The sequence below is a fragment of the Fontibacillus forbon genome (assembly GCF_046559655.1).
Taxonomy (GTDB): domain Bacteria; phylum Bacillota; class Bacilli; order Paenibacillales; family Paenibacillaceae; genus Fontibacillus.
Genome location: NZ_JBKGFV010000002.1, coordinates 125,422 through 150,094, shown reverse-complemented (window position 1 = coordinate 150,094; position 24,673 = coordinate 125,422). Strand labels below are relative to the sequence as shown.

Annotated in this window: 23 protein-coding genes; 16 read left to right on the top strand and 7 right to left on the bottom strand. The window is 51.4% G+C overall.

What is annotated here, in order from left to right; all coding sequences use genetic code 11:
* Window positions 1-54 precede the first annotated feature (54 nt).
* Window positions 55-570 (bottom strand): ADP-heptose synthase, encoded by a 516-nt coding sequence (locus tag ACLB09_RS07375; RefSeq protein ID WP_410769156.1) that lies wholly within the window; start codon window positions 568-570, stop codon window positions 55-57.
* A 201-nt stretch (window positions 571-771) separates the two neighbouring features.
* Here ACLB09_RS07375 and ACLB09_RS07370 point away from each other — a divergent pair, with 201 nt between their 5' ends.
* The 5 genes from ACLB09_RS07370 to ACLB09_RS07350 all read left to right on the top strand — a co-directional run bounded on the left by ACLB09_RS07370 (window position 772) and on the right by ACLB09_RS07350 (window position 5,647).
* Window positions 772-1,719, top strand: a complete 948-nt coding sequence (locus ACLB09_RS07370; RefSeq protein WP_410769155.1) for a phosphotransferase family protein — start codon at window positions 772-774, stop codon at window positions 1,717-1,719.
* Window positions 1,720-1,751: 32 nt separating this feature from the next.
* The gene (locus tag ACLB09_RS07365) at window positions 1,752-3,503 is read left to right on the top strand and encodes an ABC transporter ATP-binding protein (protein WP_410769154.1); all 1,752 of its coding nucleotides are present in this window, start codon (window positions 1,752-1,754) and stop codon (window positions 3,501-3,503) included.
* A 178-nt stretch (window positions 3,504-3,681) separates the two neighbouring features.
* Window positions 3,682-4,998, top strand: a complete 1,317-nt coding sequence (locus ACLB09_RS07360; protein WP_410769153.1) for a pre-toxin TG domain-containing protein — start codon at window positions 3,682-3,684, stop codon at window positions 4,996-4,998.
* A gap of 2 nt (window positions 4,999-5,000) precedes the next feature.
* Entirely contained in the window at window positions 5,001-5,234 is a 234-nt protein-coding gene (locus ACLB09_RS07355) for a hypothetical protein (RefSeq protein ID WP_410769152.1), read from the top strand.
* Window positions 5,235-5,338: 104 nt separating this feature from the next.
* Window positions 5,339-5,647 (top strand): hypothetical protein, encoded by a 309-nt coding sequence (locus ACLB09_RS07350; protein ID WP_410769151.1) that lies wholly within the window; start codon window positions 5,339-5,341, stop codon window positions 5,645-5,647.
* Window positions 5,648-5,705: 58 nt separating this feature from the next.
* On the opposite strand, the gene ACLB09_RS07345 is transcribed toward ACLB09_RS07350, so the two are convergent.
* Window positions 5,706-6,158, bottom strand: coding sequence for a DUF441 domain-containing protein (locus ACLB09_RS07345; protein ID WP_410769150.1), 453 nt, complete (start codon window positions 6,156-6,158; stop codon window positions 5,706-5,708).
* Between the two features lie 50 nt (window positions 6,159-6,208).
* Entirely contained in the window at window positions 6,209-7,201 is a 993-nt protein-coding gene (locus tag ACLB09_RS07340; RefSeq protein WP_410769149.1) for a YpdA family putative bacillithiol disulfide reductase, read from the bottom strand.
* Between the two features lie 219 nt (window positions 7,202-7,420).
* Here ACLB09_RS07340 and ACLB09_RS07335 point away from each other — a divergent pair, with 219 nt between their 5' ends.
* From ACLB09_RS07335 to ACLB09_RS07320, 4 genes are all read left to right on the top strand, one after another.
* A complete protein-coding gene (locus ACLB09_RS07335; RefSeq protein ID WP_410769148.1) occupies window positions 7,421-7,894 on the top strand; it encodes a DUF3939 domain-containing protein in 474 nt (157 codons plus the stop codon).
* Between the two features lie 139 nt (window positions 7,895-8,033).
* Window positions 8,034-8,729: an HAD family hydrolase gene (locus ACLB09_RS07330; protein ID WP_410769147.1), complete on the top strand. Its 696-nt coding sequence runs from the start codon at window positions 8,034-8,036 to the stop codon at window positions 8,727-8,729.
* A gap of 464 nt (window positions 8,730-9,193) precedes the next feature.
* Window positions 9,194-10,276 carry a ribosome small subunit-dependent GTPase A gene (gene rsgA / locus ACLB09_RS07325; protein WP_410770052.1) on the top strand — a complete coding sequence of 361 codons (1,083 nt, stop codon included), beginning with the start codon at window positions 9,194-9,196 and terminating at the stop codon, window positions 10,274-10,276.
* A 151-nt stretch (window positions 10,277-10,427) separates the two neighbouring features.
* Complete coding sequence (locus ACLB09_RS07320; protein WP_410769146.1) at window positions 10,428-11,639, top strand: MFS transporter; 1,212 nt, start codon at window positions 10,428-10,430, stop codon at window positions 11,637-11,639.
* 314 nt (window positions 11,640-11,953) lie between these two features.
* Here ACLB09_RS07320 and ACLB09_RS07315 read toward each other — a convergent pair whose 3' ends face one another.
* Window positions 11,954-12,193, bottom strand: a complete 240-nt coding sequence (locus tag ACLB09_RS07315; protein WP_410769145.1) for a hypothetical protein — start codon at window positions 12,191-12,193, stop codon at window positions 11,954-11,956.
* Window positions 12,194-12,561: 368 nt separating this feature from the next.
* On the opposite strand from ACLB09_RS07315, the gene ACLB09_RS07310 reads away from it, so the two are divergent.
* From ACLB09_RS07310 to ACLB09_RS07290, 5 genes are all read left to right on the top strand, one after another.
* Window positions 12,562-13,392, top strand: coding sequence for a hypothetical protein (locus ACLB09_RS07310; RefSeq protein WP_410769144.1), 831 nt, complete (start codon window positions 12,562-12,564; stop codon window positions 13,390-13,392).
* A 132-nt stretch (window positions 13,393-13,524) separates the two neighbouring features.
* Window positions 13,525-13,911 carry a GntR family transcriptional regulator gene (locus ACLB09_RS07305; protein ID WP_114498205.1) on the top strand — a complete coding sequence of 129 codons (387 nt, stop codon included), beginning with the start codon at window positions 13,525-13,527 and terminating at the stop codon, window positions 13,909-13,911.
* Window positions 13,908-14,774: an ABC transporter ATP-binding protein gene (locus ACLB09_RS07300; RefSeq protein ID WP_410769143.1), complete on the top strand. Its 867-nt coding sequence runs from the start codon at window positions 13,908-13,910 to the stop codon at window positions 14,772-14,774. Before ACLB09_RS07305 ends, ACLB09_RS07300 begins: the two co-directional genes overlap by 4 nt.
* Before the next feature lies 1 nt (window position 14,775).
* Window positions 14,776-15,405 (top strand): ABC-2 transporter permease, encoded by a 630-nt coding sequence (locus ACLB09_RS07295; protein ID WP_410770051.1) that lies wholly within the window; start codon window positions 14,776-14,778, stop codon window positions 15,403-15,405.
* A gap of 100 nt (window positions 15,406-15,505) precedes the next feature.
* Window positions 15,506-16,312 (top strand): SDR family oxidoreductase, encoded by an 807-nt coding sequence (locus ACLB09_RS07290; RefSeq protein WP_410769142.1) that lies wholly within the window; start codon window positions 15,506-15,508, stop codon window positions 16,310-16,312.
* 106 nt (window positions 16,313-16,418) lie between these two features.
* Here the strand turns inward: ACLB09_RS07290 and gluQRS are convergent, their stop codons facing one another.
* The gene (gene gluQRS, locus ACLB09_RS07285) at window positions 16,419-17,381 is read right to left on the bottom strand and encodes a tRNA glutamyl-Q(34) synthetase GluQRS (protein ID WP_410769141.1); all 963 of its coding nucleotides are present in this window, start codon (window positions 17,379-17,381) and stop codon (window positions 16,419-16,421) included.
* Between the two features lie 14 nt (window positions 17,382-17,395).
* A complete protein-coding gene (locus ACLB09_RS07280; protein WP_410769140.1) occupies window positions 17,396-18,724 on the bottom strand; it encodes a hemolysin family protein in 1,329 nt (442 codons plus the stop codon).
* A gap of 171 nt (window positions 18,725-18,895) precedes the next feature.
* On the opposite strand from ACLB09_RS07280, the gene hrpB reads away from it, so the two are divergent.
* Window positions 18,896-21,442 carry an ATP-dependent helicase HrpB gene (gene hrpB, locus ACLB09_RS07275; RefSeq protein WP_410770050.1) on the top strand — a complete coding sequence of 849 codons (2,547 nt, stop codon included), beginning with the start codon at window positions 18,896-18,898 and terminating at the stop codon, window positions 21,440-21,442.
* A gap of 73 nt (window positions 21,443-21,515) precedes the next feature.
* Window positions 21,516-22,058 carry a general stress protein gene (locus tag ACLB09_RS07270; RefSeq protein ID WP_410769139.1) on the top strand — a complete coding sequence of 181 codons (543 nt, stop codon included), beginning with the start codon at window positions 21,516-21,518 and terminating at the stop codon, window positions 22,056-22,058.
* 40 nt (window positions 22,059-22,098) lie between these two features.
* On the opposite strand, the gene ACLB09_RS07265 is transcribed toward ACLB09_RS07270, so the two are convergent.
* Window positions 22,099-24,261, bottom strand: a complete 2,163-nt coding sequence (locus tag ACLB09_RS07265; RefSeq protein ID WP_410769138.1) for a YhgE/Pip domain-containing protein — start codon at window positions 24,259-24,261, stop codon at window positions 22,099-22,101.
* Window positions 24,262-24,673: the final 412 nt, after the last annotated feature.

Genomic DNA, 24,673 nt, shown 5'->3' with positions numbered 1-24,673 from the left:
GAGTGATGAAGCCATCGCTCGATCCTTTATTTTTTATTGCCCATGGAGTAAATGTTAATTCAGGTTAGAGAATATGCTGTCCTCCATCGCGAAGTCGAAATCGCCGATGTCAAACACCTGAACGGGAGCCTCGGCTTCGATAATACGACGGATAAGCTCAAGCTGATCGGTTAATACCGGTGCATTTTCCCGTTGAGCGGTAAGTACGATTTCGGTTTCGATCGGATCGAGCAATTCCCCATACTGTTCATTATCAACCGCGTTTATGACGGTCCAGGAAATGTTATCGCCGAACAAAATAGCCGGGCTCTTGGACCACGGCACGGATAGCGCACGCTCCAGTTTCTTGCGGTTGAGCGGTTCCTCGAGATAGGAGATCAGCTCGCTGATCTTGTTTTTGACATGCAGGTCGTCCGAAGCATCGTTCATCAACGGTTCAGGACTATTTTGAAATTCGTAAAGCTCCATGACGGTGGTGTAAGGGACAATATATTCGACAGGTGCTGAAGGCACCAGCAATTCACCGTAAATCGCCACCATCACGGCTTCGATAACAAATCGACGTGACATGGTTATCCTCCTAATGCGGCTGCTGCCTATGGTTGCCTGTTTCCTAAGTAGCGCGGCCCAAGCGGGTTCTGGTCATGCTGCTCCGCAACTTTTGCGACCTTGCAGGCAGTGACATGTTAATATGGAGTATATCATTATTGAGTTGACAAATACAGCTTTACGCAAAAAATGAGCGGTTGTCCAGCGAAAGGGAGGCACGGAGTGGGAATTAACGATCAGCCGGGAAATCCGGCGTTGCCAAAGCAAGTGCTGTCATGGATAGAGGAGCAGGCCGGGGGACAAGCCCGGGTAGTGCAGGCAACTCCGCTTCAAGGCGGAATTTCCTCCGCGGTATATGCTTTGGAATTAACTCTCGGCGATAGTGTTGAGCAGATTAAGTGGGTCATGCGTCAGTTTACGGATACGTACTGGCTCCGAAATGAGCCGGATTTGGCTCGGCATGAAACGACGGCATTGCAAGCTGCCGGTTCTACAGGGCTGCCATCGCCCGAATGGATCGCAGCAGATCCTGATGGCAGGGTCTGCGGGCTGCCGACGGTGCTGATGAGCCGTCTGCCGGGGCGGGTGGTTCTGCCTCCGCAAGCCCCGTCGCAACCCTGGCTTCAGGAATTGGCAGGGGTTGCTGCCCAATTGCATGCATCGAATCCTGCGCCGATACCTTGGAATTATTTTACGTACAATAAGATAGATCAGCTACAAATACCGGAATGGACGGCTAAACCTGACGCATGGGCCAAAGTGATTGAATGCGTGCGAGGCCAGGTTCCGGGTTATACGCCCCGATTGATTCATCGGGATTACCATCCGGCGAACGTGCTTTGGCAAGATGACCGGGTAAGCGGCGTCGTCGACTGGGTAAATGCCTGTCAGGGTCCGGCGGGGATCGATACCGGTCATTGCCGGTTGAACCTGGTGCAGTTGTACGGAACCGAAACGGCGGATGCTTTCCTGAAATCTTATCTGGATTCCGAAGGAAGTGTGGCGGAGGCTGCGCATCCATATTGGGACATGCTTTGTTTAATCGAGGTGCTCCCGGGGCCTCCGGGGGTATATAAAGGATGGGAAGATCTTGGATTTGGAGGTCTGAATGCAGGCCTGATCCGGTCGCGTCTGGATGATTATGCGGAGAGTCTGGCAATGAAAGTTTAAAACAGAGATAACTAGAGGGAAGTGCAGTCAAGTTGAAGCATTGGAAAGCTTATTTTAAGTTTGTAAAACCATATACGAAGTGGATTATTGTAACGCTGATCATCGGAATCCTGAAGTTTGGCATCCCCTCGCTGCTGCCGCTGGTCCAAAAGTATGTAGTGGATGACATTTTACTCAATAACGGCGTGGACATCGGCGAGAAAATAAACCGGCTTCTTACGGTGCTCGGGGGGACCTTCTTTCTGTTCGTCATCGTACGGGGGCCGGTGGAATATGCCAGACAATATTTTGCCCAGTTCATTACGGCCAAAATATTGTTCGATCTGCGCAACAAGCTGTATACCCATTTGCAAAGGCTATCGCTCAGGTACTATCAAAACACCAAAGTGGGGGAAGTTATTTCCCGCTTTATCAATGACGCGGAGCAAACGAAGAATATCGTCGAAGTCGGCATGATGAATGTTTGGTTGGATTCTTTTACCCTGGTGTTCGTGCTCGGATTCATGTTCTATCTTAATCCGCTGCTTACGCTCGTGGCGATCGCTATATTCCCGCTTTACGCTTTGGCGGTAAAAGTGCTTTACAAACGGCTGAAAAAGCTTACCAAGGACCGCTCCGCCGCGCTGGCCGGAATCCAGGCTTATTTGCATGAGCGCATTCAGGGGATTTCCGTGATCCGCAGCTTTGCCCTGGAGCGACATGAAGCGCGTCAGTTCGAGGGCATTAACGGCAAATATTTGAGCCGGGCCATGGCGCACAGCCGCTGGAACGCCTGGACGTTCGCCATTATCAACACCTTGACGGATATCGCGCCGCTGCTGGTGATCGGGTATGGCGGATATGAAGTAATTCAAGGCCGTTTGACGCTGGGGACATTCGTTGCTTTTTTCGGTTACCTGGACCGTTTGTATGCGCCCTTGAAGCGTCTGATCAACTCTTCCACGATCTTGACCCAGGCTTCCGCTTCCTGGGAGCGGGTGTTGGAGCTTCTGGATGAGCCTTACGATATGACCGACGCCAAGGATGCGGCAGTGATGCCGGACGGTACTCATGGCGTAGCTTTTCGCAACGTTTGGTTTAAATATCAGGAGGAAGGAAACTGGGTGCTGAAAAATATTTCGCTGCAGGTGAATCCCGGGCAGACGGTCGCTTTTGTCGGGATGAGCGGTGGCGGTAAATCGTCCCTGGTCGGGCTGATCCCCCGTTTTTATGACATTCAGAAAGGTGCGCTTACGGTTGGTGGCAGAGATATCCGCGAGTGGACAATGGAAAGCCTGCGCAGCCGGATCGGCATGGTGCTGCAGGACAATTTCTTGTTCAGCGGCAGCGTGAGGGATAACATCAAGCTAGGCAACCCGGATGCCGATGAAGATGCTGTGATTGCCGCAGCAAAAGCGGCCAACGCCCACGAATTCATTGCGGCGCTGCCGCAAGGCTATGATACCGAGGTAGGCGAGCGGGGCGTGAAGCTGTCAGGCGGCCAGAAGCAGCGGGTTGCAATTGCCCGCGTCTTTTTGAAGGATCCGCCGATCCTTATTCTGGACGAAGCGACTTCGGCGCTCGATCTGGAATCGGAGCATTTAATCCAGCAATCGCTTCAGCACCTGTCCGAGAGCCGTACTACCCTGATCGTCGCCCATCGGTTGTCCACGATTACTCATGCCGACCTTATCATCGTGATGAAAAACGGATCTATCGCTGAACGCGGCACGCATGAGGAACTGATGACCAAAGAGAATGGCGTATATGCACAGTTGTATAGCATTCAGAATTTGAACGCTTGATAAGTTTCCAAAGGTCCGCCCCGTATACCGGAATGATTCGGCATATGGGGCGGATTTTTTGCGACGAATGGTCTTTCCTAATCTTCAATATTTTGGTAATCTGTGATAGATACGATTATCTTCCTAAGTGCTTTGTCCAGAAAGCTCAATCTACCAAGTGCGGAAAGGTTGCTGAGAGATGAATCTGAAGGTTGACCCCGATAGAATTATGGATTTATCCCGGAGCCTGATCACGTTAGACAAAGTGATGGAAGAAAGCATCGTCAGTATGGTAGTTGATTTGAAGAGAACGCTGGATGAGGCTAGTAGATTATATCCGGAGTATGGTGTACAGGAAGAAATCAGGGCAGTGGAAAAGTTGCTTATGGATATTCAGAAGTCGGCTCAGTCCATTCATGAGCAGTTGGAGGAGAAGCAGAAGCAGTTAACCGGTGCGGTTGCAATATATCAAGACTCGGAAGAAAAGGCGATAAAACAGATTGAATCTCTCAAAGTCGCAGAATGGGAGAAATACGGAGAAGTATCCCTATCGGCTCGAGTTCATGCTGTAGGGATTTTAGCACAAAATAGGCAAGAGGAAGAGGATGATTCAAATCCTCTGATGCTTGTAAATCCCGATGAAGTTCAAGTTGAAAATTTAAGAATGCTGCTAGCCAATTATTGCCGCGATGAAGGTTATCAATTGTTTGAAGGCGATATATATTCCGGTACAATGATGGAAGTGGTCGAATTTCGGAAATATGCGCTTGGGCAAGGTTACGAACCGAACACCTTTGAATACATACCACCGCAAGAACGTTCCAATGCATTCCGAATTTATGATGACGATTATTTCGAGAAAATGAAGATGTATCCCGAAGTGGTGGAGGAGGAATACGCAAAGCCCGCCAGGGGAGCCCTAAAAGAAACTCTAAAGGATATAGGGAGTTTTGTTGCAGATAATCTGCCGTTCATCGGTACGGCAAAAGGCGTTGCGGAAGTTTCAACCGGGGAAGATCCTATTACGGGTAAAACGTTGTCTATGTTTGATAGGTCCATTTCAGGCATATCCATAGCAGCTTCATTCTTACCGCTTGGCCGATTTACAGTGAAAAATGGTTCAAAACTCGTAAAGAAGGCCGTTGACGCTGTTGATGAGATCATCGATGATATAGCGGACGCCGGTAAATCAATCCCGAGCAATCCCAACAAGGGGATTGTGGTTGAGGGGACGGGGGATGCTTTTGATGCTGCGAAAAGCGGTGGAAAACATTCGGGATTTTATAATCAATACGTTGGTAAATCCAAAGAGGAAATTCAAAAAGGCATACAATCACTTGAGAAACAAATAGCCGAGCATCAAGATAAGATAAGGAATCCTGAGGCACACATACCTAATTTCAGGGATTTAGATCCAAGGCAACAGGAAGCACTAATAAATAAAAAGTGGCCATCCGATATTCAAAGACAGATGGAGCAAAAAGAAATTCTCGAAGGTATTTTAAGGAGCGAATGAAGATGGATAAACAATTAAAAGACTTTCTAGGCGATCTAATTACAATTATTCAAGAGAAATATAACGAAACCTTGGTTATGCCCACAGACGAAAGCGCTGACGATAAATGTTACAGGTTGGGCTCAAATTTTGCATATTATGATGTCTTAGATATACTGGAGTCTCAATTATTATCATTAGGTTTTGATGCTGACTCTTTGCGGGAAATTTTACCAGTCCTTGGCGAAAAAATCTGAATGTAGTCGACAGAAAAAGCCCTGATGCTCATATCCCATATAAAAAGTGAGGTAACAAACGTGAAAGCAGAAAAAATCTTAAACGAAATTGAAGCAATGCACTATTGGATGCTAGAGTAATAAAATTTGATTCAAGTTTTTTTGGCGATGAAATTACTCTTGTGTTTGAGGATACAGAATTTAACGTCAAGTTGTCCTTTATGGGGTGTTCAAATTTTCCCTTTGTTACAAGTGCCGAAGATAGAATAAAACCTTTAAGAGATTTAGCTAGACCACAAATTCCTTATTTTCTTCAAGATATCGAAGTTACAGATGTTCAGAGTGAGGGACATAGTTTACTAAACTGCAAGATTTTAATGCCTCCTCTTAATGCAGAAATACTATGTAATTCTATTATAATTGAAAAGATATAAGTGTTAAAAAGAGGTTGTCCCCTGAACTCGCCGTTCATGGGGGCAACCTCTTTATTCACTAAACTTTCCCGATTATCAGCGACAAAATCCCCGCCGCGATTAGCGGGCCGACCGGGACGCCGCGGAAGAAGGCGACGCCTAATACGGTGCCGATCAGGAGACCGGCGACCACGGTCGGTTGGCTGCCCATGAGCGCGGCTCCGCGTCCGCCAAGCCAGGCCACGAGCATGCCTACGGCGATGGCGAGCAGCGATTTCCAGTGGAAAAAAGACGACCATAGCGTCTGAAGCGAAAGCTTTCCGCTGGCTACGGGCGCCATGACGCCGATGGTCAGAATGATGATCCCTACGGTCAGGCCGTATTTCTCCAGCCAGGGAAAAGCATAATGCATATGCAGTACCCGGATCAGCAGCAGAACGATCATGGCGACGGTAATCGGCATATTGCTGCTGAAAATGCCTAGCGCGGCCATGAATAATAGCAAAAGCGACACAAGATCGATTTGATTCATCTCAAAAAATCTTCTCCTTATACCGTGTTTCAAGGTAGTCCAGGTCCAGGCTAGGCTTCACGGTTCATCAATCCGGCGATATGCTCCGCGATTTGACGGCCATGGCCGCGGCCGGATTCAATGAATACTTCGTTCGCGTTGCGGCCCGAAGCGATGACGCCGGCGACATAAATGCCGGGAATATTACTTTCCATGGTGTCCGGATGAAACACCGGCTTTTCCATTTCGCCGGACATCTCTACTCCGGCATCAAGCATGAGTTTCCGGTCGGGGCGGAATCCTGTCAACGCCAGCACGAAGTCATTCGGCAGAAGAGTTCTTTCCCGGTATTCAACGGATTCAACGACTATTTCCCGTTCATGAATTTGAACCACCTTGGACTCCAGGAGCAGCTTGATTTTTCCTTTGCTAACCATACTTTCAAAAACGGGTTTTACCCAAGGTTTGACGGATTGGGACATTTCCTTGCCGCGATAAACGACCGTGACGTCAGCGTCGACGCGAACCAGCTCCATAGCCGCGTCGACCGCGGAATTGCTGCCCCCGATAACCGCAACCTTCATACCTGCATAAGGATGGGCTTCCTGGAAATAGTGGGACACTTTATCGGTATCTTCTCCCGGAATTCCCAAAATATTAGGATGGTCAAAGTAACCTGTGGAAATAACGACATAACGGGTAGGATATTCCCATCTTTCACCGCTGCGCGTGACGGAATGGACGATAAAAGTGCCGTCGGGCTGGCATTCGATCCGGGTGGCTTCTTCATAGGCTGCAATTTGCAGGCCATAATGTTGGCTTACCCGGCGATAATAGGCAAGCGCCTCGTGGCGGAATGGCTTTTCGTTGGGAGAAACGAAAGGAACATCCCCGATTTCGAGCATTTCCGGAGTGCTGAAAAATTGCATATGCGTAGGGTAAGAATAGATCGAATGGACGAGGCAGTTTTTTTCCAAAATTAGCGTATGTAAGCCGCGCCGCTGACACTCGATGGCAGCGGATAGTCCGCAAGGACCCGCTCCGATGATGATGACGTCCTGCATGAGAGTCCTCCTTGGTATGATTTTGGCTTGCTGAACATTATCATCCTACCGCAAACGCCGGAGAATATCCAGAGACGTGCTTTTAGCGCGGTATGGCTTGTCCAGGGTATGTCTATTCTATGACTTTTGGCATAATTAGCGTTCAAATCATGTGAATCAGGATACAATAGTATTGTAAGCGCTTCCCTTACAAATAATCCAAGTTAGGAGGTACCTGTCATGCTGTTTTGGACAAAAAATAGCCGTAAGCGCCGTCTTGCTGCCGGTTCTCCTCCTGCCGTGCAGGTGACGCTCGAAGATGTCAAACGAGGCGTGCTGCGATATGAGGCAGAGATGCCGGAAGGCATTAATCGCAAATCGCTGCTTTTGCCTGATGGTAGTCTGGATATGAAGCGATTGTCGCGTTATTTGGGCGGAGTCAGTGAGCAGAAGTTTTATTTATCCCGTGAAACATACGAGATATTCGGAGAAGAGGATCGGGAAATTCCTTATTTCCTCGATCTCGTGCAAGTAGCCGTGGACGTTTATGTGGAGGAAACCGGCAAGCTTCCCGTGTTGAAGCCGGATCAACCGCATCAGGTGGACTATAAGCTGCTGAAAAGAGAGCATTACCTGAAGGAAATACCGCCGTTTCCGCTATATATTACGGATCAGGAAATGCTGCTGAGCCATAGACCGAGACAGGTTATTTAAATAATTTATTTTAGCTTTAAGTTGGAAAAGCGCAGGTCCGATCCACGGATTTGTGCTTTTTTATATCCCTTTCCCTGCAAGATGAATGACACGCTGTTACAATAGTAAAAGAGATAATTACAGAAATAGAGGGATGGGTATGGAAAGAATTAAAGCGGTACTGTTTGACTTGGACAACACGCTGATGGACCGGGATTGGACTTTTCGGGAATTCGCCAGGCAGTTGGTGCGCGAGCGCTTGCGTGTCAAAGATCAAGAGGAGATTGACAAGATCATTGCTTATATGATCGAAAGTGATGCGGACGGCTACCGGCCTAAAGAAGGCTTTTTTCGGGAATTGATCGATGCGTTACCTTGGATCGTAAAGCCCGATTTAACCGAATTGAAGGCTTACTATGATAAAAATTATATGTCCCATGCGCGCGTGATGGAGCATGCGGAGGATGCACTGCAAGCGTGCCGGTCTCTTGGACTGAAACTCGGGATCATTACTAACGGTTTCAGTCATTTGCAGCACGGCAAAATCGATCTGTTGAACCTCCGCGGTCATTTCGATGCCATCGTCGTATCCGGCGATATCGGGATTAAAAAGCCGGATGAGCGCATCTACCGGATCGCGTTAGAAAGATTGGGGGTAGCGGCGGAGGAGACGATTATCGTCGGGGATCATCCGCAAAACGATATTTGGGGAGCCGCTCGCGTCGGAATACGCGGCGTCTGGCTGCTCAGGAAACATGCCTGGTTCGAGGAACTCGAAGGCGGCGCCCCATGGCGCATCATCAACGAGTTGAACGAGGTTGCCCCATTGCTTCAAGCCTGCTGTATACCCGAATAATAAATTTTTTGGCAAGGGCAGGTTGACAAATGTTTCCGGGTTCGAATATGATGTAGACAAATCTTTTAAGGAGGCTGGTAATTATGTACGGAGTTAACAAAGATATGTTCACTGCAATCCAATACATGATTACGGTCTTTGGACGGGATGACTTTTAACGGGCGCCAGCAGGTTGTTTACTTGAACAATCGGAATTAACGCCTCGATAAATGGATACTGCCGCAGGACCGTACAGGTCCTGCGTTTTTTCGTATCCGGAGCTTTTTTCATATTTCCGGATACGAATTTATGGATAACGATCCCCTTTGCTGTTTAAGTTAAATGGGGCTTCTATGTCCATATACGAAGACGCGGGTGAATTGACCCGCGTCTTTTTTTGTTCTCTATATTCACTTTCACAAATAGCAAACCGGGAGGAAACCAATTTGAATTTACAGTCAAAAGGAAACAATGAAGATTTGAGTATGAGTGTGCTTGGCTGGAACCGGAAATGGGAGGAAGCCTTTGCTGAGCTTAAGCTCGAAGGAGTACAACCTGGCCGGATCGTCGCGGATCACGGACAAAAGTACCGGGTAATGACCGGGCGGGGCGAAGGCTGGGCGGAATTGTCGGGCAAGCTTCAGCATGAGCTTGGCGACCGGAGCGCGTATCCGGCGGTAGGCGATTGGATTGCGCTGCGCTTCTTTTCTGAAGCGGAAAAAGACGGCATCATTCACGGGATATTGCCTAGATTTAGCACAATATCCCGCCGGGCCGCCGGGTCGGTGCCGACGGAACAAATCATTGCCGCGAATGTAGACGTGTTGCTGCTCGTGGCTGCCTTAAACCTGGATTTCAATCTCCGCAGGCTCGAACGCTATCTCGTTATGGCTTGGAATAGCGGGGCAAATCCGGTCATTCTGCTCAGCAAAGCGGATCTGTGCGAAGATCCGGAACAGTTTGTCCGGGAGACGGAGTCGATCGCTCCTGGGGTTCCCGTCATCGCCGTCAGCGCCATGGAAGATCAGGGAAGGGACCAGCTCGAAGCGTTGCTTCGGCCTGGCATGACGGTGGCGCTTACCGGTTCTTCCGGGGCCGGCAAATCGACGATTCTGAACTGGCTGGCCGGGGAGGAGAAACAGTTCACGCAGGGAATCCGGGAAAGCGACAGCCGTGGCCGCCATACGACCACGCACCGTGAAATGTTCGTGCTTCCGCAAGGAGCGGTGATGATCGATACGCCGGGGATGCGCGAACTGCAGCTTTGGGATGATGCCGGCGGAGGCTGGTCCGAAGCGTTCACGGACATCGAAGAGTTCGCGGCGCAGTGTCGCTTCGGAGATTGTCGTCATGAGCGGGAAGAAGGCTGCGCGGTGCAGGAAGCGGTGAGAAGCGGTGAACTGGACCAGAAACGGCTGGAGAATTATCGCAAAACCCAGCGGGAATTGAAGTATCAAGCCACTAAGGAGCAGGCCCGCCAGCGAAACGACCGCAAAACATCCGGCAAAAAGGAATCGCGCCGGAGTAAAGGCGAGCAGCGGAGACGGTTTGAGCTGGAATTGGATTGAAAAAAACTGGTCGCAACGAAGGGGCTTTTCGGGAAGAATCACGGTCATCCGTAACGTTTTTCGCATTCGCCTTGTCCATAAAAGTGCTACAATAGAACAATAGCTGTCTACCCGGGGAAAATAGTTGATACAACATTGGGGGTGGATAACCATGGAATTCCCCTGGAAAAGAAATTTGTACGTTTTATGGCTTGGCGTGTTTTTTTGCAGTATGGCCTATTCGATGGTGATCCCGTTCATGTCCCTGTTTATAGCGCATGATCTGGGCGTCACCGAGCATTTGACCCTATGGTCGGGATTTGCATTCGGAATCACTTTCTTGGCCGGGGCGCTGATTTCTCCATTCTGGGGATCGCTTTCGGATAAGTACGGCCGCAAGCCGATGCTTCTCCGTTCCGGATTTGCATTATGTGCGGTTTATATCCTTAACTCGCTAGTACAAAGTCCGGTTCAACTGATTGCGGTGCGCATATTATCAGGCCTACTGGCCGGATATATTCCAGCGGCGATCGCCCTGGTCGCCACGAATACGCCGGAGAAGCGGGTGGGCTTCTCGCTCGGAATCATGTCGACCGCCAGCGCGGCCGGCGGAATCATCGGACCGATGATCGGCGGTTTTGTCAGCAAGTATCTGGGATACCGCGAATCGTTTCTGGCGGCGGGAGCCGTAGTGCTGCTCTCTGCGATTATCGCCTGGTTGTTCGTGAAAGAGGAGAACTTCGATCGAACCCGGGAACGTTCGTACGTGATCGACGATCTCAGGGAAGCGAGAGCAAATTCGGCATTTATGAGGCATTTGGGCGTCGTATTGATCGTTACGGCTTCCGTTATGGTGCTGGAACCGCTGCTTTCACTTTATGTGCTGGATCTGGGAGCTTCCTCTTCGGATGCATCGCTCAGCTCGGGAGTGATCTTCTCGGCAGTAGGGATAGCAACGGTGCTGGCTGCGCCGGTATGGGGGAAGATCGGAGAACGAATCGGGTATCGAAACACGCTGATGATCGGACTTTTGGGCGGCGGGATCGGAAATATACTGCAACTGTTCTTCCATAACCTGATAGGCTTTGGTAGTCTCCGCTTCATCTACGGCCTGTTTTTTGCAGCCGTTTTCCCGGCGCTTAACGCATTGATTGTTGAAGCAACATCACCTGAATTTCGCGGCAGAGCCTTCAGCCTGAATCAGTCGTCAGCACAGCTCGGCAATATGGCGGGGCCGATTGCAGGCGGCGTATTGGCGGGATGGGTGCCCATTCCCGTCGTGTTCGTTTTGAATGGTGCGCTTCTGATGGCTACGGCTTGTCTGCTTCTTCTGAGCAGGAGCACTGCCCGAAAAGCAACTCGACCGAAACATGTCGAACTCTAAGAATCCTTGTCAGACGCGGGTTTTTTCGTTTAATCCTTTCAGAATGGGTTAATTTAGGAATAAGAGCGAATCAGGAAATTTGTTCCTGTTACGTTTCAATAACGTGATGGAGGATAAGGATATGGCCATAGACCGGTTTATTATTAAAAAAATTCAAACCTGCACCTATGAACCGATGCGTCTGAATCTCCTGAGACTATTTTTGATCCGGATAGAAAAAGCCATGCATGAAGAAGAGGCCCACAGAACGGCAGTTTATTAAACCGCCGTCATGGGCCTCTTCTTTTTAATTATGAATCCTCATGATTCTTCGCTTAGTATAGCGACAGAGCCAAAGAGTCGAATTCGCTTTTACTGTGCAGGATCGCTTCCGAGCCTTCAATTTCAATGCTGATCAGCGAATTCAGACATTTCTTCAACGCTTGTTTTCCGGTGCGGAATTTGTTCTCCAACGCACTGGTCAGCAACTTTAAAGTACGTTGAACGGGTTGTTTGGTGTCGGTGTTGAAATATACGGGAACTTGGTTGTTTTGGAAAGTAATTAAGATTTTCATAGCTAATCACCTCTATACAGTGGTCTCATAATACACATTGTAAAGCACATTTCTTAAAAAAAGATTAAGATAAGATTATAATTAAATTAAGGTTTTGTGACGATAGGCAGCGAGAACATAGTAAATTCTCGATCTGTCTTTTCATTTATTACGAATGGTTCAGGAAATAAGTTTCATATATTTAAGAAAATATTCAAGAAAAAAATGTGATTCTATTCCTATTAATTTGGGTATGTTGTAATAGATTGCCATAAATTTCTGAATAACTTGCATTTAAAAGAGTGATATGATAATTACATCTCGAACTGCAAGAAATTCTTTTCATCGTTTATGGACAAAGAGATTTTATAGGTAAAGGAGGTAGCTGTATGATCATTGCTGATACATCTCCCAAGGGAGCCGTAACGCTGGAGGCGAAGGAGCTGTATTACCTGGCGGATTTGCTCGGAGCGGATTGCCTGGATGGCACGGAAACCCCCTTTAGCGGGTATTTACAAGGTGGAATGGACGAGGACAAGGAAGAGGTCCAGGAATCCCTTATTTTAAAAGGCATTATTAATCGGGCGGCGGACGGCATGATGATCACGCAGCAGATGTTTTCAAGCCTGGCTGCCGTCTTATTTTCGGACAAAGCGTGTTGGATGAAATACAAGACAGGAACTCAATCTTTTGAAGAATTTCTACATATAACGAATGAGCGGGTTGTCGCATTGGAACGGCTGCAAGAGAATTCCAGTCTTCACCGGGTTGATGAGATCGGTTGTGTAAGCGAGGCTTGCGGCATGTTGGCCGGAAAGATGAAATGGAACCGGCGCACGCCCGGAGAATTACCTGCTTTGATGCTTTCCAGAAGGCAGTTTGCGGAAATCGTCGCCCGTTTGGATGAATTGGAGATGGAAGAGATTTTGTCGGAGCTTTCCAAAGTATCCGATGACCAGGAAGGGATCATTGCCTTGGCCAAATGCTTGAAGACTAGCGTCTCTCAAGGCGATCTGCGCTTTTTTACCCGTAAAGGGGAACAATGGGAGAGTCAAAGCGCGCAATTTATCAACAACCATCATATGAATTGGTTAATCCGTTCCAGTTCCAGAGAGGATGAAGACTGGCTTATCGCCACGCCGACCCCGAACGAAAAGTTTCAGGAAATGCTCCAACTCTGGTTTCGTCAGCCGAGCGGTCCAATGGAGGCAGGACGATAATATTTCACCATGAATTTAGCTCCATTAAGCCGGGGCTCTTTTTTTTGCAAAAAAGTTGATTATATCGTATATAATGTGTATATTGAATATATACAATGTTATCATGTCAAACAGAATTAAGGATGGTGAGCCATGAACATTTTGCTGTCTACTTCTTCAGGTGAGCCGATATACATGCAAATTGTCAGGCAAATGCGGGGGAGTATTTTACAGGGAGAACTACTCCCCGGGACCCCGCTCCCCTCGATCCGCCAGCTCGCTAAAGATCTTCAGATCAGCGTGATTACCACGAAACGGGCGTACAACGAGCTGGAGCAAGAGGGACTGATTGATTCCATGGTAGGCAAGGGTTCGTTTGTTGCCGGAGGAAACCAGGAATTCATCCGTGAACAGAGGATCCGAATGCTGGAAGACAAGCTCAGGGAACTGCTTGAGGAATGCCGAAGCATTCCCGTAAGTGTCGATGAATTGATCGAGTGGATCAGACTGCTGGAGAATGAGGGAGGGCATGAGGAATGAATGCGATTGAAGTTCAGGGGCTTTGCAAAAGTTACGGCAGCTTTACGATGTCGGATATGACTTTCTCCGTACCGCGCGGCTATATTACGGGATTGATCGGTCCTAACGGCGCCGGAAAAAGTACGCTTATTAAAACCATCATGGGGATGGTGGTTCCGGACAAAGGCGAGGTCTCCGTGTTCGGCCGGAACGTGGGACCGCAGGAGGGAGATTATAAGCAAGAGATCGGCTATATCTCGGATGAAAATATTTTTTACGACTATCTTTCGCTGGAACAAATGAAGCGGATTGTTGCCCCATTTTATCCCCGTTGGGATGAAGATTTGTATCAAAGGTATATGGATCAGTTTGAACTCCCGTCGCGCAAAAAAATTAAGGACTGCTCCAAAGGCATGAAGATGAAATATTCGATTGCCCTTGCGATGTCTCATCATCCAAAGCTTCTGATCATGGATGAGCCGACTGCCGGCCTCGATCCGGTCTTCCGGCGGGAATTGCTGGACTTGCTTGCAGAATATATCCTCGAAGAGGAAAATACGATCCTCTTTTCTACCCATTTAACGACCGATCTTGACCGGGTGGCCGATTACGTAACCTTCATTAACCGGGGAAGTTTAGTATTTTCGGATACCAAGGACGAGATTTTGGAGAGATACCTGATCGTAAAGGGCGGCAAAGAATTGCTGGATGGCGATGTCCGTAAAGAACTGCTCGGGATCCGGGAAACCGATCTGGGATTTGAGGGCCTGTCCGGCGACCGGGACAGCGCGCAACGATTGTTTGGTGATAAAGCTTTGTACCAGCAGCCTACACTGGAAGACATTATGTACTTTACGGCAAAGGGAGGAAAGCAGCGTGCCTAGAATGATATGTTTGATCCGCAAAGATATTATGCTGATTTATCGTTATATGTGGCTGGTTTTAATTTACGCCTTCGTATTTTCCGGCTTTATCCAAAGCAATAATTCGACGCTCCTTTACGGCTTGCTCCCGGGATTGGTCCTGATTCTAGGGATCGGATCCGATGCGAGACTGCCAAACCAGCAGTTTCTGGTCACGCTTCCGGTAAAACGCAGTTACCTGGTATTGTCGAAGTATGCATCCTCACTGATTTTTCTCGTCTCGGCCATCGTTATCTGCTTCATCATGAATGTGGCCACAGATATGATCGATTTCGGAACGGTGCGAATCGATGTCACCTTTGTACTTGGTACGCTAATCTCGATGATCCTGTTTATGTCCTTGTATTTGCCGCTGTATTACTGGCTCGGCGTCAAGGGCGCCCAGTTTCTGAATATCGCCATGATGGTGATCATCATGGTCGGAAACGGAGCGGTAACCGCTTTGTTAAGCAGTGAAGACATGGCTGCTCCGCTCGAGTGGCTATCCTCTCACGCTTTGGCGGCAGGGGTGCTCCTTGCGAGCGCAACCGTGTTGGCGCTGGTCGTTTCTTATCTGATTTCCGTCTCCATTTTCAGGAAAAAGGATTTATGAGCTTGGCAAGTGATTAAACCGCACCTCTTTTTGGGTAATCTTGAGACAGGTACTTGACATAAGTCCTTACCCAATTCATGAAATAGGAGCGTGTGGCATCATGGCTGAAAATCAAAGCAATCGTCAGCGGTTTCAGGGCAAGACAGCGATCGTAACCGGAGCGGGCTCCGGAATCGGCAAGGCGACTGCGATCAGGCTGGCAAAAGAAGGGGCCAAGGTCGCGCTCTTTGATCTGATGAATGACCGCACCCGCAGCACGGAACACCAGATCAACAACATTTACCGCGGCATTTCGCGCGCTTTTGACGTGGACGTCTCCGATCCGGAACGCATGGAGAAAGCGGTCCACGAAGTGGCTAAAGTGTTCGGCGGCATTGACATCGTATTCGCGAATGCGGGCATCAACGGAGCGTTGGCTCCGGTGGACGAAATGAGTTTCGAAGATTGGGAAAAGACGCTGCGCATCAATTTAAACGGGACGTTCCTGACCGTCAAATATACCGTACCCTATTTGAAAAAACAGGGAGGCGGCAGCATCATCATTACGAGTTCGATCAACGGGAACGACCGGTTTGCCGGATTCGGCATGTCGGCTTACAGTACGACGAAAGCCGGCCAGGTCGCTTTTACCAAAATGACGGCGCTGGAACTGGCCAAGTACAAGATTCGGGTCAATGCGATTTGCCCGGGGGCCATCGCCACCAATATCGATTCCACCTCGGAAATCAGCGAGGAACTGGAGGAGATTATTATTCCGGTGGAATATCCGGAGGGAGCGCAGCCGCTTGCGGACGGACCGGGCCAACCGGAAAACGTCGCCGATTTGGTCGCCTTCCTCGCTTCGGACGAATCCATTCACGTAACCGGCGCTCGCATCGTCATTGACGGGGCGGAGTCGCTTTTGTAAGGTGATCGGCAAAAATATCAAAAAAACCGGCTTTCCTTTGTGACAATAGTCAAAGGGAAGCCGGTTTTAATTTTGACCGTCATAGAATATCAAATTTAAAGACGAATTACATAGATAAGAGCCGATTCAGAATTCTTTGATCCAATATATAATTTTGCTTGGAAACCCTTTCTAATGAAAAAGAAGGGATCAGTTCGTGTGCGGCAAGCGGCTCGAACCGGTCCGTCAGGCCGCTGATATAAGCCAGCCATCCGATTACCGCTTCGGGTTTGCTTCCGTTGGCGCGCAAGCTGGTGATCCCGAGGTCGCCGTGGCGTTTGGCCAAACGCCGGCCGTCCTCTCCAAGTAGCAGCGGCGCATGGGCAAAGGCCGGAGACGTAAGCTCCAGCGCGGCGTAAAGTTCAAGCTGGCGAGGGGTCGAGTCCAGCAGATCGCCGCCGCGGAGCACATCGGTGATGCCCATCAGGGCATCGTCCACCGTGACGGCGAGTTGGTACGAGTACAGGCCGTCCGCGCGCCGTACGACGAAATCGCCGCCGCTGCCGGGCGGGAAGGCCTGCGGCCCGGCGATGCCGTCGTGAAAGCGGATGGGCTCCGTCCCCATCGCGAATCGGAGCGACGGCGTTTTGCGCGCCGCCCGTTCACTCCGCTCCGCGGGGCTTAGCCCGCGACAGGTTCCGGCATATGGCGCGCCTTCGGAGGAAAGGCCGTGCGGAGCGCCGGCTACGGCCAGCAATTCGGATCTGCTACAGTAACAGGGATACAGTCTTCCCGTATCCTGCAGGCGCGTCAGAGCCTCCTCGTAGTAGTTCAGCCGCTGGCTTTGCCAGTAAGGGCCCGAGGCGCCATCAGCGCCAGGCCCTTCGTCCCAATCCAGTCCGAGCCAGCGCAGGTCTTCCAGAATGCATTCCGTAAATTCCGGCCTGGATCGCTGGATATCGATATCTTCGACGCGTATCATAAAAACACCGCCTGCCGCCCGCATTTGCAGCCAGGAAAGCAGCGCGATTTTGGCGTTTCCCAGGTGCATATGGCCGGAAGGCGTAGGCGCGAAACGGCCTCGTCTCATGGGCTTCACTTCCTTCAAATTCCATCATTATTTTCTGCCGTATCCGGGAGATTTTTTTCGATCTCAATCTTGCGGATCCGGCTGTCTTCGCGCTCAAGCACGGTAAAACTTAAATCGCCGTAATTCAGTACAGTGCCTTCTTCGATGTCCATGTCTTGTCCGTAGACCCAGCCGCCGATCGTGTCCGTATCGTCGTCCTCCAGTTTGGTAAGAAGCAGGTCATTGATATGGGAAATCGAGACTTTGCCGTCCACAATGAGATGGTTCTCTTCGACGATCATAATTTCCTGCTCCTCTTCGGTATCGAATTCGTCACGGATGTCCCCGACGATTTCCTCCAACAGATCCTCGATCGTAATCATCCCGGAAGTACCGCCGTATTCGTCGATCAACAGGGCGATGTGTGAACGTTCTTTTTGCATGCGGGAGAGCAGGCTGGTCAAAGAAATGTTTTCCGAAGCCGTCATGACCGGAGAAACGAGATCATCCAAGGGAGCGCCAGGCTCATTATCATGGGTCAAAAACAGCTGCTTCGTATTGATCACCCCGATGATGTCGTCTTTATTTTCACGGATGACCGGGAACCGGGTATATTGTTCCGCTTTAATGATTTCGAGGTTTTCTTCCCGCGATTTGTTGGCATAAAGGCATACCATATCCGTCCGGGGGACCATGATGTCTTTGGCCGACAGTTCGTCAAAAGCAAAGATCCGGCTCAAGTAGTTGTACTCGCTGCTGTTGATTTCCCCTTGCTCCAGACTTGCGCTGAGCAAGGCTTGCAATTCTTCTTCCGAATGCGCCTCGTCCTGTTCCGGATTGGGACGGAGCCCCAGCAAGGAGACGATTCGGCCGGAAGACCGGTTCAGCAGCCAGACTAAGGGCGACATTAAGGTTGTAAACCACAGCAACGGACGGGATGCCGCGAGGGCAAAGGTTTCGCCTTTTTGTGCGGCGAGCATCCGGGGAACCAGGGCTCCGAGAACGACGTGCAAATAAGTAATGACGAGAAAAGCGATGACAAAAGACAATACCGTTTCCAACGTCTCCGGAAGCATGACCAGCCGAAACAGCGGGTGGAGCAAATGATTAGCCAGCGGTTGCAAGAGCCAGCCCAGAATCAGCGAAGTCATAGTGACGCCTAACTGGCAGGCCGAGAGCGCTTGCTGGGGCCGGCGCATCAGTTTTGCTAGCGGGACCGCGGATCTTCGGCCTTCCCGGAGTAAATTTTCTACTCGGCCGGTACGAAGTCCGCGGATCGAATATTCGGTTACTACGAAAAAGGCGGTCAGCGCCACCAGTACGATGACAATCAAGAAGCTTATAAGAGTTCCGTCCGGAAACATGAATTGAGGATACCTCCCTGGCGTTAGGCGGACCTTTCCTAATTATACAAAACAGGCCCCCGGGCATCAAAGCAAACACGGCTGTCCGCGAGTGTGATAAAATGGAATATCTGCAGCAGATGCTGTAAAAATCGAACTTAAGAAATAGTGTAACCTCGTAAGGAGAGAATGATGAATAGACTTGCGATGCCAATAGATGAAGCCATCCCGGCTCTACGGGAACATCTGCGCTCCCCCGGGTTGGCGGTGCTGATCGCGGAACCCGGAGCGGGTAAAACGACGCGGACGCCGCTGGAGCTGCTAAACGAGCCATGGATGGAAGGACAGCAGATGATTATGCTCGAGCCACGCAGGCTCGCCGCCAGATCCGCTGCCGCTTATATGGCGGCGCAGCTCGGCGAGCGGGTGGGTGAGACGGTGGGCTACCGGATCCGCACGGACAGCCGCGTGTCCGCCCGTACCCGGATTCTCGTTGTAACGGAAGGCGTTCTGACCCGGATGTTGCAGCAGGATCCCGCGCTGATCGGCACGGGACTGGTGATCTTCGACGAATTTCATGAGCGCAGCCTGCATGCCGATCTGGGATTGGCGCTGACGCTTCAGAGCCGGCAGCTGCTGCGCGAGGACTTGCGCGTACTCGTCATGTCCGCCACCCTGGATGCCGGGGCGGTGGCGGAGCTACTGGGGCAGGCGCCGGTAGTGCAAAGCCGGGGCAGAATGTACCCGGTGGAGACGATATTTGCGGGCCGTCCGCAGCAGGAGACGCTGGAAGCGGCGGTCGTGCGTACGGTTCGCCGGGCGCTGGCCGATCATGAAGGCAGCGTGCTGGTCTTCTTGCCCGGCGCGCGGGAAATCCGCCGGGTGGAATCGGCGCTCGCCGGGCAAGTTCCGGCGGGCGTGATCGTGGCGCCGCTTTATGGAGCGTTGCCGCAAGAGCAGCAACAGCGGGCGATCGAAGCGGCGCCGGGCGGAGAGCGCAAGGTCGTGCTGGCCACGTCGATCGCCGAGACCAGCCTGACGGTGTCAGGCGTGACCGTCGTGATCGACAGCGGCCTGCGCCGGACCGCGCTTTTCTCGCCGCGCACCGGCATGAGCCGGCTCGTCACGGTTCGGGCTGCGCGCGACTCCGCCGACCAGCGGCGCGGTCGCGCGGGCCGCACGGCGCCAGGGACATGCTACCGCCTCTGGAGCGAGGCGGAAGACCGGGCGCTTGACCCGGGCACGCCTCCGGAAATGCTGGAGGCGGACCTGACGCCGCTGGCGCTGGAGCTGGCGGCCTGGGGCGCGGAGTCGCCGGCCGAGTTGGCCTGGCTCGACGCGCCGCCGGCCGCGCCTTACGGGCAGGCCGTGCAGCTGCTGCGGCAGCTCGGCGCGCTGGACGCAGCCGGTCGCATCTCCGCGCACGGCCGGCGCATGGCCGAGCTCGGCCTGCACCCGCGGCTCGCGCATATGCTGCTGCGCGCGCATCCGCTCGGCCTCGGCCGGGCGGCTTGCCGCCTGGCCGCGCTGCTGGAAGAGCCGGGCCTCGTCAAAGGCCCGGCCGCCGGAAGCGACGGCGATCTGCGCAGCCGTCTCGCCTTATTGATGACCGCGACCGGGGAATCCGGCCCGCGGAATCATGCCGCCGGACTGACCGCAGATCCCGGCGATGTTCAGCGCCTGCTCACCGTAAGCCGGCAGTGGGAACGCCGGCTGGAGGCCCAATTCCCGGAAGGTACGCTCGAATCGGACAGAGCAGGCGACTGGTGGAGGTATTGCGGCCTGCTCGTTTCGTTTGCTTATCCCGACCGGATCGCGCGGCAACGGGGGGACGGCCGCTATTTGCTTCGCAGTGGCCGGGGCGCGGCCTTCGGCCGCCAGCAGCCGCTGAGCGCGGAACCGTTTTTGGCGATCGCCGATGCCGACGACGAAGGAACGGAGGGGCGGATTCTGCTGGCTGCGCCGCTGGAGGAGAGCTGGCTGGCCGAATATTACCGCGACGAATTGCTGGAAGAGAAGACCGCCGAATGGGATGACCAGGTAGGGGCGGTCCGGGCTCGGATTACGTTATCCTTTGGAGCTATCGTGCTGAAAGATCATCCCGACCCGAGTCCGTCGCCCGATACGGTTCAAGCTGCATTGCTTCGGGTAGTGGCGGAGCAAGGCGCCCGGATTTTGCCCTGGAATGCCAAGTCGAGGCAGCTTCAAGCCAGAATCATGTTTTTGCGCCGGCTTAACGAGGAGCGGTGGCTGGATGTATCCGATGAAGCTTTAGCGGCCAAGGCGGAGGATTGGTTCGGTGCTTACGTTGCCGGGTTCCGTAAAAAAAGCGAGTTGCAGTCCTTATCCCTCTTTACGATAATGGAAAACCGGTTAGGCTGGCAGCTTACCCAAGAGCTGAACGTAGAGGCGCCGACCCATTTGCTGGTACCGAGCGGTTCGAAGATTCCTGTTCAATATGACGGTCCGCAAGCCCCTTATGCTTCCGTCCGGTTACAGGAAGTATTCGGGATGATGGAGACGCCGGTAATCGGATACGGAAGGATTCCCGTAACGCTGCACTTGTTGTCTCCAGCGAGCAGACCGGTGCAAGTGACCTCAGACTTAACCAGCTTCTGGAAGTCAGGTTATTTTGAAGTCAAGAAAGACCTGAAAGGGCGTTATCCGAAGCATTATTGGCCGGAGGATCCTTTGCAGGCGACAGCGACCAGACGAGTCCGGCCCGGTAACGGGCAATAACTTAAAGATTCCGTTTGAGGTGAAAGGCCTTCGGGTAATAAAGGGAAACCAACATACCAGGAGGTTGATCCCTATGAGCAAAAAAATAGTCGGTGTTTTCGATAGCGACAGGGAAGCTACAGCCGCGATTGAGTCACTTCAGCAGCAGGGCTTTTCGGCGGAAGAAATTTCGGTATTGTCCCGCGACCGGCGCGACCGGGAAGCGATTCAGGATGAAACCGGAAGCAAGGCCCCGGAAGGCGTAGCCGTAGGAGCTACCACCGGAGGAGTATTGGGCGGCGTAGCCGGTCTGCTCGCAGGCCTCGGAGCTTTGGCGATTCCGGGAATCGGTCCTATCGTAGCCGCGGGTCCGATTGCGGCCGCTTTGACCGGCATGGCCGCGGGCGCTGGTGCGGGCGGATTGGCCGGAGGTCTGATCGGACTTGGCATTCCCGAGGAGGAGGCTAAGGCGTACGAGTCTTATCTGGACGAAGGAAAGATTCTCGTTCTGGTCGAGGAAGACAACCGTAGCGTCAGCGTCTATGATACATTCCGTACAAATCGTTCGTTGAATTCGGACATTTATGCTTCCGGATTGGCCGATCCGTACCGCGAGGATCCTTCCGGCAGGTTATAGGCAGAAACAGCATTTTTCACGTGACTAAAAGGGCGGGCGCCTAGTGGATCAAATGGCCGGATTTGGCCTTTTTCACCCACTTGGCGGCCGCTTTATTTACGATTTTTTTAAGTCCGAGACCAAGCGCCAAAGACATCCCGGCATAAATCAGCAGCACGAGGATATCCCTGGTTACAATATCCTGCACGCTGCCTCCGACCGCTTCCCGCATCAAACTGATCCCGTACGTAAACGGCAGGAAGGGGTAGATCGCCTGGAAAAAAGGCGGCGTGACCTGTATTGGAAAAGTTCCTCCCGATCCGGCCAGTTGCAGCACTAGCAGGACGATGGCCATCGCTTTGCCCACGTTTCCGAAGACGGAGACAAGCGTATAGATAATCAGCGTGAATACCCCGGCCAAAAGCAACCCGTATAGAACAAACCGCATCGGATTCGCGGCGTAGGTGCCAAGTATCAGCAAGTCCCCTATGGTCGTGAATGCGGATTGAAGTAGCGCAAGCGTTAAGAAGGTAAGGAACCGGCCTAAATATTCCTGGTAACTACGGATTCCGTCCCTATGGTCATGCACTTCCACGGTAAGCATAGACACGAGCAATAACCCTCCGACCCAGACCGACAATGTCGTAAAAAAGGGAGACATCGCCGATCCGTAATTGGGAATAGGAAATACCCGGTTCTCCTTTAAAACAACCGGCTCGGCGAAAAATTCGCTTTCTTTGGCGAAATTCAGGCTAAGCAGTCCGATCAAATCCTCAAGGCTGCCTTCCTTTTCCAGCGAGGTGATGCGGTTCGTGACTTCGCTCAGTTTTTGTTCGGCCGCCGGCAGATCCTTACGGATCGCTTCGGCGCCGCCAACGGCGATGGTCAATCCATTCGCGGCGTCCGTAAGCACCTTGTCAATGACGGGCAAATCCGATTTCGCTTTGCTCAAAAGCTCACCGGCATGTTGCGATTCCTGCTTCAGCTTCGCTACCCCAGACTGTATGGCAGGATAGATCTCCGCGTCATAGTTGCCGGCGAGACGGCCTAACCGGCGGGCTGCCGACTCGGCAAGGTCATTTAGCTTCACAAGCGGAGCTTTGGCTTCGGCTCCGGCATTTTTAACCTGGTTATTGAAATCCGGAACCAACCGGGCCATTTGCCGAAGTTCCTCCCCGGCCTGATGAAGAGAGGTTATGACTCCGGCTAGCTTGTCCCCTGGGGCAGCGGTCTCCAGACGCGACAGCATAGCGGAGAGCGAATCCGTGGAGTCCGCAACAGCTGTTATGATCGGCGTGAACTGTTCCGGCAGCTTGGAGGGGGGCATAGTGACGCCTTCCTCCTGATTCAGTACGGCCAAAAGCAAGCCGGTAGACTGGGCAACGGCCTCTGCCGTGCTAGCCATTGTATTCAGCGTTTCTTCAACAGCAGGGGAGGCTGCCTCCAGAACCGAGCTGCTTTCATCGAGGAAATTCGAAGTTTTTCCAGCCCATTCCTCTCCCGTTGCTGCTAAGTCCGCCGCATGCGGCAGCTCCGCCTGTACTTTGCCTAGAATTTCTTGGCTCGTATGCAAGTCTTGCACCGCGGTATCGGCGGCTTGATTGATCTCCGGGTAGAGCTCCCGAATTTGAAAAGCCAAGGTTTTCATTTTTCGGATTAACGGCAATTCCTGTTTCAACTCGAGACCGATTTGATTAAAAATGCTGAATATCGTTCCGTTTGCCGTCTTGATAAAATTCCGGTTCACTTCGCTGGTGACGGAGCTCGCGCCTTTAGCCGTGATTTTTGGTGCAACCGCATTGATTTTTTCATTAACGTAATAAAGAATTTCGGCTTTTTCCGGATTTGGCGTCAGAACGGTCGCAATTCTTGCGGAGAAGTTGTCGGGGATGATAATCACCGCATAATACTGTCCCCGCTTCAAGCCTGTCATCGCTTTTTTTTCCTCAAGAAAGTTCCATCCGATATTATGGTTTTGTTTCAGCGAGCCGATGATTTCATCCCCGATTCGCAGCGATTGTCCACGCAAAGTCGTGCCAACATCTCCGTTTACGACGGCAACTTGAATCCCGGAAGTTTGTCCGTAAGGATCCCAGGAGGCTTTAATGTTGAACCAGGCATACAAAGAAGGGAGAATAATCAATCCGCCAATGATCACCGCAGCCGCCCAGTTGAATACGATGCCGCGCAAGTCTTTTAAATAGATGGAGAATATGGGTTTCATCGCGAGCTCCGTTTCATTTTTGTGAGTTAGTATCCCACTTGGAACAAATTCTGATTCTTAAGTACGGGAATAGGGGGGCTTTAGTAGCGGACGAACAATGCAAATTGGTTTATTATGGATTTGGGTACCGCTTTCAAAATTTCTGTTGACGAGCGAACTTGCTTGATTTATGATTAGCACATAACAAAAAACCGATTTCATTTGGCGTGTTACCGTTAATATTAATGGGCATGAGCCAAGGAAAGCAGACCTAGATCATAGGCTTCTTTTCTTGGCTCTTTTTTATTGCCTTCTGAAATAATACGGCGATCCGCCAGGCATAATAATAGAACGCTTGCAAACAATGTTATCGGAGAAATAGTGAGGATTCAGCTAAAAACATAGTGCTGCAGTCACCCACTTAAATAGGAGG

Coding starts and splice junctions, on each gene's coding strand:
- ACLB09_RS07265 (WP_410769138.1), bottom strand. CDS start 24,261: ATGAAACCCATATTCTCCATCTATTTAAAAGACTTGCGCGGCATCGTA.
- ACLB09_RS07290 (WP_410769142.1), top strand. CDS start 15,506: ATGGCTGAAAATCAAAGCAATCGTCAGCGGTTTCAGGGCAAGACAGCG.
- ACLB09_RS07280 (WP_410769140.1), bottom strand. CDS start 18,724: ATGTTTCCGGACGGAACTCTTATAAGCTTCTTGATTGTCATCGTACTG.
- ACLB09_RS07335 (WP_410769148.1), top strand. CDS start 7,421: ATGCTGTTTTGGACAAAAAATAGCCGTAAGCGCCGTCTTGCTGCCGGT.
- ACLB09_RS07300 (WP_410769143.1), top strand. CDS start 13,908: ATGAATGCGATTGAAGTTCAGGGGCTTTGCAAAAGTTACGGCAGCTTT.
- ACLB09_RS07270 (WP_410769139.1), top strand. CDS start 21,516: ATGAGCAAAAAAATAGTCGGTGTTTTCGATAGCGACAGGGAAGCTACA.
- ACLB09_RS07360 (WP_410769153.1), top strand. CDS start 3,682: ATGAATCTGAAGGTTGACCCCGATAGAATTATGGATTTATCCCGGAGC.
- rsgA (WP_410770052.1), top strand. CDS start 9,194: ATGAGTGTGCTTGGCTGGAACCGGAAATGGGAGGAAGCCTTTGCTGAG.
- ACLB09_RS07295 (WP_410770051.1), top strand. CDS start 14,776: ATGATATGTTTGATCCGCAAAGATATTATGCTGATTTATCGTTATATG.
- ACLB09_RS07375 (WP_410769156.1), bottom strand. CDS start 570: ATGTCACGTCGATTTGTTATCGAAGCCGTGATGGTGGCGATTTACGGT.
- ACLB09_RS07315 (WP_410769145.1), bottom strand. CDS start 12,193: ATGAAAATCTTAATTACTTTCCAAAACAACCAAGTTCCCGTATATTTC.
- hrpB (WP_410770050.1), top strand. CDS start 18,896: ATGAATAGACTTGCGATGCCAATAGATGAAGCCATCCCGGCTCTACGG.
- ACLB09_RS07320 (WP_410769146.1), top strand. CDS start 10,428: ATGGAATTCCCCTGGAAAAGAAATTTGTACGTTTTATGGCTTGGCGTG.
- ACLB09_RS07345 (WP_410769150.1), bottom strand. CDS start 6,158: ATGAATCAAATCGATCTTGTGTCGCTTTTGCTATTATTCATGGCCGCG.
- ACLB09_RS07310 (WP_410769144.1), top strand. CDS start 12,562: ATGATCATTGCTGATACATCTCCCAAGGGAGCCGTAACGCTGGAGGCG.
- ACLB09_RS07355 (WP_410769152.1), top strand. CDS start 5,001: ATGGATAAACAATTAAAAGACTTTCTAGGCGATCTAATTACAATTATT.
- gluQRS (WP_410769141.1), bottom strand. CDS start 17,381: ATGAGACGAGGCCGTTTCGCGCCTACGCCTTCCGGCCATATGCACCTG.
- ACLB09_RS07340 (WP_410769149.1), bottom strand. CDS start 7,201: ATGCAGGACGTCATCATCATCGGAGCGGGTCCTTGCGGACTATCCGCT.
- ACLB09_RS07305 (WP_114498205.1), top strand. CDS start 13,525: ATGAACATTTTGCTGTCTACTTCTTCAGGTGAGCCGATATACATGCAA.
- ACLB09_RS07330 (WP_410769147.1), top strand. CDS start 8,034: ATGGAAAGAATTAAAGCGGTACTGTTTGACTTGGACAACACGCTGATG.